Raw genomic sequence first — 13,472 nt, forward strand, 5'->3', positions numbered from 1 at the left:
ACCCACCGGGGTGCGGGCCGCTCGTGCGTTCAGGCCTCGAACTGGACGCGGGCGATCTCGGCGCACAACGGCCCGAACAGCTCCGCCCGGATCCGGTTGTGCTCGGCGTCCAGGTCGTAGACCCGGTAGGCCTCGGCGTCCACCCAGTCGCTGGTGATCGCGAAGCCCCAGGCGCCGTCCCGGAGCCCGGCGTCGCGCCCCACCCGGACGTCCAGACAGCCCTGCACGGGCAACGCGACGATCGCGTCGAGCGCGGTCTGGACGGCGGCCGGGTCGGCCCCGGTCAGCAGCCGTCCGACGACGACGTTGCGGATCACGCGACCGTGGTCTCGAGGGTGACCGGGATGTTGCCGCGGGTCGCGTTGGAGTACGGGCACACCTGGTGCGCGGCCTCGACGAGCGCCTCGGCGGCGGCCTGGTCCAGCCCGCCGCCCAGTTCCACGTGCAACACGACCTCCAGGCCGAAGCCGCCGGCGTCGTTCGGGCCGATGCCGACCTCGGCGGTGACCGCGGAGTCGGCCAGGGTGGTGCCCTCGCGCTTGGCGACGACCTTGAGCGCGGAGTGGAAGCAGGCCGCGTAGCCGGCGGCGAACAGCTGCTCGGGGTTGGTCGCCCCGCCGGCGCCGCCCATCTCGGCCGGCGTCGCGAGGTCGACGTCGATGAGCCCGTCGGAGGACCGGGCGTGGCCGTTGCGGCCCTCCCCGGTCGCGGTGGCGATGGCGGTGTAGACGACGGGCACGGTGGTCCTCCAGGTGGTCGGGGTGGTCACCTGGGCCAAGACACGGTGCCGCCCGGGGATTCCCTCAGCTGCGGGCGGCGAGCACCCGGGCGGCCTCCCGCTCGGCGGCGGTGTTGACCACGCCCGCCCGCGAGCCGCGGAGCTTGGCCGCGACGTGCTCCCCGACCGTCACCGGCAGGTAGCGCGGCACCTCCCCCGGGTCCAGGCAGCTGGGCAGGGTGGAGATGACGGCGTCGACGTCCCCGTCGTGGAAGAACGCGGCCGACCGGCGCCGGCGGATGGCGCCGTCCACGATCGGCGGCTTGACCCGGTGCAGGGTCGAGGACCAGCGCTCGTTGGTCAGCCGCGCGGTCACGTCCCCCAGGTTGACCAGCAGCGCGCCGTCGACCGGGGAGACGTCGTGCCAGCTGCCGTCGGCGGCGAGCACCTGCAGGCCCGGCACCTGGTCGGCCCAGAGCACGGTGACGATCCCGTAGTCGGTGTGCTCGCCCATGCCGGTCAGCTCGCCGTCGAGGTCCACGGTGCCCGGGGGCAGCGCGTAGTTGTTCATCCGCAGCACGTCCAGGGAGTGCCCGGTGATGCGGTCGAAGAAGTCCGCGGGCAGGTCGAGGGCGTCGGCGAAGACCCGGGTGAGGGTGCGGGCGACCCGGGCCGCCTCGGCGAACCACACGTCCACCGCGGCCTGGAAGCCCGCGACGTCCGGCCAGGTGTTGGGCGCGTAGTCCGGCACCGGCAGGTCGGGCACCGCCGGGTAGGTGTCCTGGGAGGCGCCGACGTTGAAGGCCTCGAAGAAGTCGTTCATCCGGGCCGCGGACTCCACGCCCAGCGACAGCGACAGCGACTCGCTCCTCGGCGGGCTGTAGCCGCGGTTGACCTCCGGCGGGGTCCGGACGGCGAGCTTCGCCTCGGTCGGCTGCCCGAAGAAGGCGTCCATCGCGGCGGCGAGCCCGTCGGCCGCGGCCGACGGGACACCGTGCCCGACCACCTGGACGAAGCCGACGGAACGGCAGGCGGCGTCCATGGCCGCGGCGGTCGCAGCCCGGTCACCGACCCCGGTGACGTAGGGGGAGATGTCGACGACGGGGACCTCGAAGCTCACCGGCCCAGGCTGGCGCAGCCGTGTTGCGCCGGTGTCACGGCGGTGTCGCCTCCGGGTCGGGCCAGGCCGGCGCCGAGGACGTCGAAGCCGCGGGCGACCAGCTCGACGAACACGGCCGGGTCGTCGTCGGGGTCCCAGGTGGTGAACGCGGTGATGAGCACGGCGGCGACGGCCTCGGCGACCAGGGCGGCCCGGTGCGGGTCGCCGGGCAGCCGGTCCCGCGTCCACGTCTCGACGGCGTGACCGACGTGCCGGTGGGCGGTGCGGTGGTAGACGTCCAGCTCGGCGTCCTCGGCCACCAACCGGCGCCGGACCGGGAGCACGGCCGCGAAGCCACCGACGAACTCCACGAGGACCGAACGCAGCGCGGCCCACAGCCCTCCGGTGGTGTCGACGTCGGCCAGGAGGCGGGCCAGACGGTCGGCGTCGTCGGGGTGCGGGTCGAAGAGCGCGGCGGCCTTGGTGGGAAAGTGGTTGAAGAAGGTCCGGCGGGAGACCCCGGCGGCCGTGGCGACGTCGTCCACCGTGACGGCGGTGAACCCCTGCCGGGCCACCAGGTCCAGGGCCGCGGCCTGCAGGGCCGACCAGCTGTCCCGGCGCTGCTGCTCGCGCACCGGGAGGGACACGGTTCCCACGCTAGCCCGGGCGCGCTACGGTGACCGCGCTCACGTTGCACTGAGTGCAACCAAACTCGTGTGGAGGTCAGCTGTGGCAGGTCGGATGACGGGCAAGGTCGCGTTCGTGACGGGGGCCGCCCGCGGTCAGGGCCGAAGCCACGCCCTGCGGCTGGCCCAGGAGGGCGCCGACGTCATCGCCGTCGACGTCTGCGCCGACATCGCGACCAACCACTACCCGCTGGCGACCGAGGCCGATCTGGCCGAGACCGCCCGCCAGATCGAGGCGCTGGACCGCCGGGTGGTCACGAGGGTCGCCGACGTGCGCGACCGCGCCCAGCTGGCCGCGGCCGTCGAGGCCGGCATCGCCGAGCTCGGGCGCCTGGACGTCGTCGTGGCCAACGCCGGCATCTGCCCGCTGGGCGCCGACGTCCCGGTCCAGGGCTGGTTCGACGTCGTCGCGGTGAACCTGACCGGCGTGCTGAACGCCGTCGAGGTCGCCCTGCCGCACCTGGGCGCCGGTGCCTCGATCGTCTGCACCGGCTCTGTCGCCGGGCTGCTGTCCGGCGGCACGGACAACCCGCAGAACGGCCCCGGCGGGTCCGGTTACAGCTTCGCCAAGCAGAACGTCGCCCGCTTCGTGCACGAGCTGGCCAAGCAGCTGGCCCCGCAGTCGATCCGGGTCAACGCGGTGCACCCGACCAACGTCGACACCCCGATGTTGCAGAGCGAGCCCATGTACAAGGTCTTCCGGCCCGACCTGGAGAACCCGACCCGGGAGGACGCCATGCTCGCCTTCCCGGCCATGCAGCCGATGCCCATCCCCTTCGTCGACCCCGTCGACATCAGCAACGCCGTGCTGTTCCTGGCCTCCGACGAGGCCCGGTACGTCACCGGCCTGCAGCTCAAGGTGGACGCCGGCGCCCTGCTGGCGACCACGACCTCCGGCGCCCCCGCCTGACCCCGAGGAGATCCCCATGACCACCGCCACCCGCCGCTTCGAGGGCAAGGTCGCCTTCGTCACCGGTGCCGCCCGCGGCCAGGGCCGCGCGCACGCCGTCCGACTGGCCAGCGAGGGCGCCGACGTCATCGCCATCGACGTCTGCGCGCAGCCCGCCACCACGCACTACGCCGGGGCCACCCCGGAGGACCTCGCCGAGACCGTCCGCCAGGTGGAGGCGCTGGACCGCCGCATCGTGGCCCGGCAGGCCGACGTCCGGGACTTCACCGCCGTGCAGGCCGCGGTGACCGAGGGCGTCGCCGAGCTCGGGCGCCTGGACGTCGTCGTCGCCAACGCCGGGATCTGCTCGGCCGGCAACAGCTGGGAGATCACCCTCGAGCAGTGGAACGAGACCGTCGCGGTCAACCTCACCGGGGTCTTCCACACCGCCAAGGCGACCATCCCGACGCTGCTCGAGCAGGGCACCGGCGGCTCGATCGTCATCACCAGCTCGGTGGCCGGGCTGCGCGGGCTGCCGTTCCTGTCGGCCTACGCGGCGACCAAGCACGGGGTCGTGGGCTACGCGAAGTCGCTGGCCAACGAGCTGGCCCAGCACTCGATCCGGGTCAACACCGTGCACCCGCACGGCGTGGCGACCGGGATGACCGTGGACGACCTGGGCCCGCTGATCGCCGCCAACGCGCAGACCCTGGCGCCGATCTTCATGCAGGCGCTGCCCGACCAGTTCTCCCAGCCCGAGGACATCGCGAACGCCGTCGCGTTCCTGGCCAGCGACGAGGCCCGACACGTCACCGGGATCCAGCTGCCGGTGGACCTGGGGACGCTGATCCGCTGACATCGGCCCCAGGCAGGGGAAGCCCTGCACACACCGTCGGGGCTCCCGGGTGTGTGCAGGGCTTCCCCTGCCGAGGGTGGGGCGCGGGGGTCAGGCGAGGGCGGTGCGGGACTCCTCGGCCAGCGCAGCGACGGCCTGCTCGAAGCAGGCGGCGGGGGGCTGGACCAGGCCGGCGCCGACCTGCCCGGTGCCAGCGACCCGGCCCGCCATCCCGGTGTTGATCTGCGGCAGCCAACCGGTGCGGGCGACCGAGACGACGTCGATGCCGGTCGGGGCACCGCGGAAGCCGAGCACCGGCACCTGCATCGCCGGGTTCTCGGTCATCGTGATCTGGTACATCCGCTCGGTGGTGGCCAGCGCGTCGGGCACCGTGCCACCGACGAAGCGGACGATCGCCGGGGCGGCGGCCATGCAGAAGCCGCCGACGCCGTAGGTCTCCATGATCGCGGAGTCGCCGATGTCGGGGTTGGCGTCCTCCGGGCCGTAGTCGCCGAGGAACAGCCCGACCGGGGTGTTGGCCGGCGCGGTGAACCAGCGGTCGCCGGTGCCGGCGGTCTGCACGCCGAACTCGGTGCCGTTGCGGGCGAGCACGGTCACCAGCGTGGAGCCGGGGACGTCGCGGGCGGCGTCCATCGCGAGCTTGGCCGTCGGCATGCCCAGGTTGAGGAAGAAGTGCTCGTTGCCGCCGATGAACCTGAGGACGGCGGCGATGTCGGAGGACGGGGCGTCCACCTCGACGATCGCCGGGGACAGGTCGCGCAGGGTCATCAGCGAGCCGGCCCGGTTGCGGTTGTGCCCCTCGTCGCCCATCTGCAGCATCTGGGCGAGCACGGCCTTGACGTCCAGCGGGTCCGCGGACCGGCTGCGGACGGCGGCCTGGAGCACCGGGCCCAGCGTGCGGGTCATCCAGTGCAGCCGCTCGACCACCTCGGGGCCGTAGGCGCCCATCCGGAGGACCTTGCCCAGGCCCTCGTTGAGGTTGGAGAACGCCTGCCGACCGTCGGTGGGGTCGGTGAGGCACCACATCCACATCGACGGGCTGGTCACCCCGGCCATCGGGCCGACGGCGCGGTGGTGGTGGCAGGGGTCCAGCGCGATGCCGCCCGAGGCCAGCAGCGCCTCGGCGTCCTCGGGGGTCTCGGCCCAGCCCTCGTAGAGGCACGCACCCATGAGCGCGCCGCGCATCGGGCCCGACGCCGTCTCCCAGGTCAGCGGCGGTCCGCTGTGCAGGAGGGTGCGGTCGGGCAGACCCAGCACGTCGCGGGCGGGCAGGACGTCGGTGAGCACCGAGCCCGCGGCCAGCACACGCTCGACGGCGGCCCGGTTGGCGGCGGCCCGGCGCGGGTCCAGCGCGAGCTGGGTGAGGTCCTCGGCCGAGCCGATCGTCGGCGGACGCCACTCGACGTCGGTCACCGCGGCGCCCTGGGCGCGCAGCGCGTCGGAGAAGACGTCGACCCCGGCGGCGACGACGGCGGGCGGGCCGGACAGCAGGCTGGTCACTTCGATGCCCCGATCAGGTCGAGTGCGTGCCGGGTGGCCGCGGAGTTGGAGGCGAAGACGGCGGCGCCGGCAGCGGCGAGGGCGTCGGCCTGGGCCGACCAGCCCTGCGGGTCGCCCTCGGTGCCGACGAGTGCGACCACGACCGGGACCTGCAGGTCGCGCAGGGCCGGGGCGAGCGCACCCGCCGGGTCGGGGTCGGCACCGTGGCCGAGGACGACGTCCAGCAGCAGGACGGCCGGCTCACCGCTGGCGGCCAGCGTCGCGATCGCCTCCAGCCGCAGCGTGGGGTCGATCATCGGGTGCGCTCGGCCGACCGTGAGCGCGTCGTCCCCGAAGTCGACGACCACGTGCCCGCGGGCGGCGAAGTCCGCGCCCAGGTCGAGCTCGGGGCGCAGCGGGGTGTTCGAGCGGACGTCGCCGAGGGCCGGGGCGGCCACCAGCATCGCCTCGTCGGCGAGCGTGCCGCCGGAGTAGAAGCCCTTGAGCACGGCACCGGCGGGCACGGCCCGGTCGGCCCCGGGCCGGGTCGGCCAGGTGGGGACGGCGACGCCCATGTCGCGCAGCAGCGCCTCGACCGCGGCGGTCAGGTCGGGGCTGTCGGCCGAGAGCGCGGCGCTGGACACCGGGGTGGACAGCCCCGCCGACGCGGCGGAGACGCGCTCGGCGACCTCGGGGGCCGGGGGCTTGGAGACCAGCAGCACCCGCTCGGTGGCGGGGTCCTCCTCGAGCATCCGGAGCGCGTCGAGGGTGGCCAGGCCGCCGACGGCGGCGGAGAGGTCGCGGCCGCCGACACCCAGGACGTGGCTGACGCCGACGCCGGCGGTGTCGAGCAGGCAGCTGACCTGCTGGGCGCCGGTGCCGGAGGCGGCGACCAGGCCGACGGGCCCGGGCCGGACGACGTTGGCGAAGCCCAGGAAGACCCCGGCGACGATCGCGGTCCCGCAGTCGGGGCCCATCACCAGCACGCCGGCGTCGTGTGCGGCCTGCTTGAGGGCGATCTCGTGCTCCACCGGGACGCCGTCGCTGAACACCAGCACGCTGCGGCCGGCGGCGATCGCGTCCATCGCCTCGGCGACGGCGTACGGACCGGGCACGCTGACGATCGCCAGCGGGGTCTCGGGCTCCTCGTCCAGGGCCGCGCCGACCGTGCGGGAGGGGATCGCCTGCGCCGAGCCGCGGTCCTCGCGGGCGGTCAGCGCGGCCTCGACCGCGGCGACCGCGGAGGTGAGCTCGGCGTCGTCGGTCGCGGTCAACGCGATGAGGAGCTGGTCGGGCTTGGCCCCGGGGTCGGGCGAGAGGCCCATTCCGGCGGCCAGCTCGAGGTTGAGCGGCGTGGCCATCGCGACCAGCACGGCGGTGACGCCCTCGCGGGCGCCGATCGCCTTGCTGACCTGCATCAACTTGACCGAGTCGGCGTAGACGCCGCTGCGCAGGGAGACGTGCCGGGGCACCTGCTGGAGGTCGCCGGCCGCTGCTGTGGGGGCACTCACCGTCCGGACGCTACAGGCGGAAGTGTCTCAGCGGTGAGGGAAATCCGGATGCAATGATCCCGGCACGAAGATTTAGCGCTGAGGTACTTCCGGACTGTCGGTGGTCGGTGTCACAGTGACCGCTCCCGGTGGGATCGAGCCCGCCGGCTGCGGCGAGTTGCCGTCACGAGCAGGAGGAACCATGGCGTTCGGGTGGAAGCTGTACGGCGACGGGAAGACCCCGCCGCCCGGTCAGGCCGTGGCCCCCGACGAGCGGCTGTCGTGGCCGCTGACGGTCGGGATCGGCGCGCAGCACGTCGTCGCCATGTTCGGTGCGACCTTCGTCTTCCCGCTGATCATGGGCCTGGACGCCAACCTCGCGATCATGATGAGCGGGATCGCGACGATCGTCTTCCTGCTGATCGTGCAGGGGAAGGTGCCCTCGTACCTGGGCACCTCGGCGGCGTTCGTCGGCGGCGTGGCCGCGGTACGGGCCGGCGGCGGTGACAGCGGCGACGTGGTCGGCGCGATCCTGGTCTCCGGCGTCGTCCTGATGATCGTCGGCCTGGTGATCCAGCAGGCCGGTCCGGTCGTGGTCAACAAGGTGCTCCCCCCCGCCGTCACCGGCGCCGTGGTGCTCCTGATCGGCTTCAACCTGGCCCCGGTCGCGGCCCAGACGTACTGGCCCCAGGACCAGTGGGTCGCCTTCGCCACCATGGCCTTCGTCGTCGTGGTGTCCCTGGCGCTGCGCGGCTTCTGGTCGCGCATCTCCATCCTGCTCGGCCTGGTCTTCGGCTACGTGCTCTCCCTGGTGCTCGACGCGAGCATCGGCCAGATCACCGCCCCCGACGGCGCCGGCGTGGTCAGCGCGCACGACCGGGTCAACCTCGACGGGATCGGCCAGGCCGACTGGTTCGGGCTGCCCACCTTCACCGCCCCCAGCTTCTCGGTGAACTTCTCCCTGCTGGTGCTGCCCGCGGTCATCGCGCTCGTCGCCGAGAACGCCGGGCACGTCAAGGCCGTCGGTGAGATGACCAAGCGCAACCTCGACCCGGTCATGGGCCGCGCGGTCTTCGCCGACGGCGTCGGCACCGTGCTCGCCAGCTCCGTCGGTGGCTCCCCCACGACCACCTACGCCGAGAACATCGGCGTCATGGCCGCCACCCGGGTCTACTCCACGGCCGCCTACTACGTGGCCGCGATCGTGGCCATCGTGCTCGGCCTGGTACCCAAGTTCGGCGCCGTGGTCAACGCGACCCCGGGTGCCGTGCTCGGCGGCATCACCGTCGTCCTCTACGGGATGATCGGTCTGCTGGGCGCCAAGATCTGGAAGGAGAACCGGGTCGACTTCGCCAACCCGATCAACCTCGTGCCGCTCGCGGCCGGGATCATCATCGGCATCGGCAACGTCAACCTCCAGGTCACCGACAACTTCTCGCTGTCGGGCATCTCGCTGGGCACCATCGTCGCCGTCGGCGGCTGGCACCTGGCCCGGGCCCTCGCGCCCCGGGAGATGAAGGACTCGCTGGACGCCGAGGACGGCTTCCGGCACGGCACCGGCCCCGCCCTGGGCGCGACCGGTGCGCACACGACCGACGGCGCCGCCGACCCCTCGTCGCTGGATGCACAGACAGGCACCGTGAAGGAGACCCGCACGCAGTGAAGCCCGCACCCTTCGGCTACGCCGACCCCACCTCGCTCGGCGAGGCGCTGTCCGTCCTCCAGAGCGAGGGCGAGGGCGCCAAGGTGATGGCCGGAGGGCAGTCACTGCTCCCCCTGTTGTCCATGCGGTTGGCCTCGCCGACCACGCTCGTGGACATCAACCGGGTGCCCGACCTGGACGCCGTCGTCGTGAGCGACGACGGCGTCCGGGTCGGGGCCCTGGTGCGGCACGTGGACCTGCTGCACCACGCCGGTGCCGCCGCGGTCCAGCCGTTGCTGGCCCGCGCCACCGCGAACGTCGCCCACCCGGCGATCCGCAACCGCGGCACCACCGTCGGCTCGATCGCGCACGCCGACCCCTCCGGGGAGATGACCTCGGTGCTGGCGCTGACCGGTGGCTCGGTCACCGTCGCCACGCCGGCCGGGTCCTCCGTCGTGGACTGGGCGGACTTCTTCGTCGGCCCGCTGGAGACCTCGGTGCACGGCCCGGCCGTCGTCACCGACGCCTTCTTCCCCGCCCTGCCCGCCCGCACCGGCACCGCGTTCGAGGAGATCTCCCGCCGCAAGGGCGACTACGCCGTCTGCGGCGCCGGCGTGACGGTCACCCTCGACCACGACTCGAGGGTCACCTCCGCCCGGGCGTCCTACATCTCCGTCGGGCTGGTGCCCGAGGTGCACGACCTCACCGAGGCCGTCGCCGGCCAGTCCGCCGACACCGCCGACTGGGCCGCCGCCGGCGCCCTGGCCCGCACCCTCGTCGACCCCGACGGCGACCTGCACGCCAGCGCGGACTACCGCCGGCTGCTGGTCGGCGTCCTCACCGAACGCACCCTCGCCCGCGCCGCCCAGGAGGCACAGAACCGATGAGCGTCTCCACCGAGCGCACCATCTCCGTCACCGTCAACGGTGTGCCACGTGAAACGACGGTCCCGGTCCGCCGGCTGCTGTCCGACGCGCTGCGCCACGACCTCGAGCTGACCGGCACCCACGTGGGTTGCGAGCACGGCGTCTGCGGCGCGTGCACGGTGCTGGTCGACGGGCAGCCGATGCGCTCCTGCCTGGTGCTCGCCGTGCAGGTGGACGGCAAGGCCGTCACCACCGTCGAGGGCCTGGCCCGGGACGACGGCCGGGGCGGCGAGGTGCTGCACCCGGTGCAGACCGCCTTCCGCGAGTGCCACGCCCTGCAGTGCGGGTTCTGCACCCCCGGCTTCCTGATGACCATGGCCGCCGGGCTCGAGGCCCGCGACCAGAGCACCGACATCACCGAGGACGAGGTCGACGAGATCGTCGGCGGCAACCTCTGCCGGTGCACCGGCTACGCCAACATCAAGAAGGCCTGCCGGCACGCCGCAGGCCTCATGAAGGAGGCCGCGCAGTGACCACGAAGCTGATGGGCGAGCCGGTCCGCCGGCGGGAGGACCTGCGGCTGATCACCGGCCGCGGGCGCTACACCGACGACATCGGGCACGGCGCGCTCGCCGCCGCCTTCGTGCGCAGCCCCTACGCGCACGCCCGGATCACCGGCATCGAGGTCGACGGCGCCCTGGACGTCGAGGGCGTCGTCGCGGTCTACACCTACGAGGACCTGTTCGGCCCGATGGCCGAGCCGCTCCCCGTGCTCATCCCGCACCCCCAGCTCACCGCCCCGCGCACCGGCTTCCCGCTGGCCCGCGATGTCGTCCAGCACGTGGGTGAGGCCGTCGTGATGGTGGTGGCCACCGACCGGTACGTCGCCGAGGACGTCTGCGACCGGATCGTCGTCACCTACGAGGAGCTGCCGGTCGTCGTGGGCGTCGACGCCTCCCGGGCCGCCGTGCACGCGGTGCACGAGGACGTCCCGGACAACGTGGCCGCGCGGCACCACCAGGAGACCGGCGACGTGGAGGCCGCGCTGGCCGCCTCGACGCACACGCTGTCCTTCACCCAGTACATCGAGCGCAGCGCCTGCATGCCGATGGAGGGCAAGGGCGTGCACGCGGTGTGGAACCACGACGACTCCTCGCTGCGGGTGCACACCTCGACCCAGGCCTCCACCTCGGTGCGGGCCGCGATCGCCGCCAAGCTGCAGCTGTCGTTGGAGAAGGTCGAGGTCGTCGCGCCCGACGTCGGCGGCGGGTTCGGCGTCAAGATCGTGCACCCGTGGCCCGAGGAACTGCTGGTCCCGATGGCCGCCATCGCGCTCGGCCAGCCCGTGCACTGGGCCGAGGACCGTCGCGAGCACTTCATCTCCTCCGCGCACGAGCGCGAACAGCGCCAGGAGATCACCGTCGGCTACGACGACGAGGGCCGGGTGACCGCGCTGGACGTCCGCGCCTGGCACGACAACGGCGCGTACACGCCCTACGGGATCATCGTGCCGATCGTGACGGCCACCCAGCTGGTGGGCCCGTACGCCGTCCCGGTCTACCGGGTGCGGATCGACAGCGTCTACACCAACACCGTCATCGTCACGCCCTACCGAGGCGCCGGTCGCCCCCAGGGCTGCTACGCGATGGAACGCACGATGGACCGGATCGCCCAGCACCTCGGGCTCGACCGGGCCGAGGTGCGCCGCCGCAACCTGATCGGCAAGGACCAGTTCCCCTACGACCACCACCTGACGTTCCAGGACGGTCGCCCGGTCATCTACGACTCCGGTGACTACGAGGGCCTGCTGGACAAGCTGGTCGCCCTGGTCGGCTGGGACCGCGCCGAGGAGCGCCGGGCCGAGGCCGCCTCCCGCGGCAAGCAGCTGGGCATCGGGATGGCCATGTACGTCGAGGGCACCGGCCCCGGCCCCTACGAGGGCGGCCACGTGCAGGTGCTGGGCTCGGGCAAGGTGCTGGTCTCCACCGGGCTGACCAGCCAGGGCCAGGGTCACGAGACGGCGTTCGCGCAGATCGTGGCGCACGAGCTGGGCGTCCCGATCGAGGACGTCGAGGTCACCACCGGCGACACCCGGCGCTTCGGTTACGCCGTGGGCACCTTCGCCTCCCGCGCGGCGGTGATGAGCGGCAACGCCATCGCCCTGGCCGCCCGCGGGGTGCGCGCCAAGGCGCTGCGGATCGCCGCGGAGATCCTCGAGGCCGACGTCGACGACCTCGAGATCGACGAGGGCGTGGTGCAGGTCAAGGGCACGCCCGGGACGGCGATCCCGCTGCGCACCGTGGCCGTGCTGTCGAACCCGCTGCGGTACGCCTTCGACGAGGCCGCCCGGCAGGCCACCCAGTTCGCCGGCCCCGGCGACGACAGCAAGCCCCCGGTCGCCGTCGGCGACGCCCCCGGCCTGGAGCACGTCGACTACTACTCCCCGATCCGGTCGACCTTCGCCTCGGGCGCGCACGCCGCGGTGGTGGAGATCGACCCGACCACCTGGGAGATCGACGTCGTCGACTACGCCGTCGTGCACGACTGCGGGAACATCGTGAACCCGATGATCGTCGAGGGCCAGGTGCACGGCGGGGTCGCCCAGGGCGTGGGCGGGGCGCTCTACGAGCGGATGGCCTACGACAGCGACGGCCAGCTGCAGAACGCCTCGTTCATGGACTTCCTGATGCCCTACGCCAGCGAGGTCCCCGACGTGGTCATCGACCACCAGGAGACCCCGTCCCCGCTGAACCCGCTGGGCCTCAAGGGCGCCGGTGAGGCCGGCGTCATCCCGGGCACCGCCTGCATCGCCTCGGCCATCGAGGACGCGGTCGGTCTCCGGATCGCCGCGATGCCGATCAGCCCCACCGAGCTCTACGACCTCGTCCGCTCCCCCGACGCCGAGCGCGTCCCCGCCGCCATCCCTGGAGTCCCCGCGTGAAGCTCGACGGCACCGCCACCCTGTCCGCTCCCCCCGCCGCCGTCTGGGCCGCGATCACCGACCCCGCGGTGCTGGCCCGCACCATCCCCGGCTGCCAGGGCCTGGAGCGCACCGGCGAGGACGAGTACGCGATGACCGTCTCGGTCGGCGTCGGCGCGATCCGCGGCGTCTACGCCGGTGAGGTGAAGCTGACCGACAAGACCGAGCCCACCCGCTACGTCATGCACGCCTCGGGCTCCGGCGGGCCCGGTTCGGTGCGGGCCACCGTGCCGATCACCCTGGAGGAGGTCGAGGGCGGCACCAGGCTGACCTACGACGCGGACGCCGTGGTCGGTGGCGCCGTGGCCGGGGTCGGCCAGCGGATGATCACCGGGGTGGCCAAGCGGCTGGCCGGGCAGTTCTTCTCCGCCATCGACGCCGAGCTCACCGGCACCGCCCCGGCGCCGGCGGCCCCGGCGAACGCGAACGTGACGCCCTCGGCCGCCGCGGTCAGCGACACCGCCGCACAGACCGGATCGGCCGCACCTGCCGCTGCGGCTGCCCCGGCCACCCGGTTCGCCGCCCCCGCAGCCACCGCCGCCGGCGGGTCGGCCCCGGCCGAGCTGGCCCTGGCCGCCGTCGGTGGCGGGGTGCTCACGCTGCTCGGTGTCCTCGTGGGGTACCTGCTGGGCCGCCGGGCCTGACCCGGCCGGGCTGACGAGAAGCGCCCTTCTCGTCCGGGGGCAACGGAACGGTTCCGCATCAGATGATCACTGCGGGGTTGCCGGAGTCGATCACGGGGCAGTGAGCCCCGACGACGCCGCACC

At 73.5% G+C, this 13,472-nt stretch carries 13 protein-coding genes; 7 read left to right on the forward strand and 6 right to left on the reverse strand.

The window, feature by feature from the left end:
- Positions 1–29 precede the first annotated feature (29 nt).
- The 4 genes from ASG36_RS08510 to ASG36_RS08525 form a co-directional block, all read right to left on the reverse strand.
- The gene (locus tag ASG36_RS08510; protein ID WP_055761892.1) at positions 30–317 is read right to left on the reverse strand and encodes a Dabb family protein; all 288 of its coding nucleotides are present in this window, start codon (positions 315–317) and stop codon (positions 30–32) included.
- A complete protein-coding gene (locus ASG36_RS08515) occupies positions 314–739 on the reverse strand; it encodes an organic hydroperoxide resistance protein (protein ID WP_055761895.1) in 426 nt (141 codons plus the stop codon). The genes ASG36_RS08510 and ASG36_RS08515 overlap by 4 nt, the downstream gene beginning before the upstream one ends.
- Positions 740–803: 64 nt before the next feature.
- Positions 804–1,838, reverse strand: a complete 1,035-nt coding sequence (locus tag ASG36_RS08520) for an isopenicillin N synthase family oxygenase (protein ID WP_200944367.1) — start codon at positions 1,836–1,838, stop codon at positions 804–806.
- On the reverse strand, positions 1,835–2,464 hold the full coding sequence (locus tag ASG36_RS08525) for a TetR/AcrR family transcriptional regulator (protein ID WP_055761898.1): 630 nt from the start codon (positions 2,462–2,464) through the stop codon (positions 1,835–1,837). The genes ASG36_RS08520 and ASG36_RS08525 overlap by 4 nt, the downstream gene beginning before the upstream one ends.
- Before the next feature lie 94 nt (positions 2,465–2,558).
- On the opposite strand from ASG36_RS08525, the gene ASG36_RS08530 reads away from it, so the two are divergent.
- Entirely contained in the window at positions 2,559–3,413 is an 855-nt protein-coding gene (locus tag ASG36_RS08530) for a mycofactocin-coupled SDR family oxidoreductase (protein WP_055761901.1), read from the forward strand.
- 16 nt (positions 3,414–3,429) lie between these two features.
- Positions 3,430–4,248 (forward strand): mycofactocin-coupled SDR family oxidoreductase, encoded by an 819-nt coding sequence (locus ASG36_RS08535; RefSeq protein WP_055761903.1) that lies wholly within the window; start codon positions 3,430–3,432, stop codon positions 4,246–4,248.
- 90 nt (positions 4,249–4,338) lie between these two features.
- On the opposite strand, the gene ASG36_RS08540 is transcribed toward ASG36_RS08535, so the two are convergent.
- The gene (locus ASG36_RS08540) at positions 4,339–5,748 is read right to left on the reverse strand and encodes a DUF1116 domain-containing protein (protein ID WP_157498663.1); all 1,410 of its coding nucleotides are present in this window, start codon (positions 5,746–5,748) and stop codon (positions 4,339–4,341) included.
- Positions 5,745–7,238 carry an FdrA family protein gene (locus ASG36_RS08545; protein WP_055761906.1) on the reverse strand — a complete coding sequence of 498 codons (1,494 nt, stop codon included), beginning with the start codon at positions 7,236–7,238 and terminating at the stop codon, positions 5,745–5,747. The genes ASG36_RS08540 and ASG36_RS08545 overlap by 4 nt, the downstream gene beginning before the upstream one ends.
- A gap of 181 nt (positions 7,239–7,419) precedes the next feature.
- Here ASG36_RS08545 and ASG36_RS08550 point away from each other — a divergent pair, with 181 nt between their 5' ends.
- From ASG36_RS08550 to ASG36_RS08570, 5 genes are read left to right on the forward strand one after another with little or no spacing between them, the layout of a single operon-like run.
- Positions 7,420–8,880: a uracil-xanthine permease family protein gene (locus tag ASG36_RS08550; RefSeq protein ID WP_055761909.1), complete on the forward strand. Its 1,461-nt coding sequence runs from the start codon at positions 7,420–7,422 to the stop codon at positions 8,878–8,880.
- Positions 8,877–9,746: a xanthine dehydrogenase family protein subunit M gene (locus ASG36_RS08555; RefSeq protein ID WP_055761912.1), complete on the forward strand. Its 870-nt coding sequence runs from the start codon at positions 8,877–8,879 to the stop codon at positions 9,744–9,746. Before ASG36_RS08550 ends, ASG36_RS08555 begins: the two co-directional genes overlap by 4 nt.
- Positions 9,743–10,258, forward strand: a complete 516-nt coding sequence (locus tag ASG36_RS08560) for a (2Fe-2S)-binding protein (protein WP_055761914.1) — start codon at positions 9,743–9,745, stop codon at positions 10,256–10,258. Before ASG36_RS08555 ends, ASG36_RS08560 begins: the two co-directional genes overlap by 4 nt.
- The gene (cutA, locus tag ASG36_RS08565) at positions 10,255–12,666 is read left to right on the forward strand and encodes an aerobic carbon-monoxide dehydrogenase large subunit (RefSeq protein WP_055761915.1); all 2,412 of its coding nucleotides are present in this window, start codon (positions 10,255–10,257) and stop codon (positions 12,664–12,666) included. The genes ASG36_RS08560 and cutA overlap by 4 nt, the downstream gene beginning before the upstream one ends.
- Positions 12,663–13,349, forward strand: coding sequence for a carbon monoxide dehydrogenase subunit G (locus ASG36_RS08570; protein ID WP_055761916.1), 687 nt, complete (start codon positions 12,663–12,665; stop codon positions 13,347–13,349). Before cutA ends, ASG36_RS08570 begins: the two co-directional genes overlap by 4 nt.
- Positions 13,350–13,472 lie beyond the last annotated feature (123 nt).

This window comes from Geodermatophilus sp. Leaf369 (genome assembly GCF_001424455.1).
Lineage (GTDB): Bacteria > Actinomycetota > Actinomycetes > Mycobacteriales > Geodermatophilaceae > Klenkia.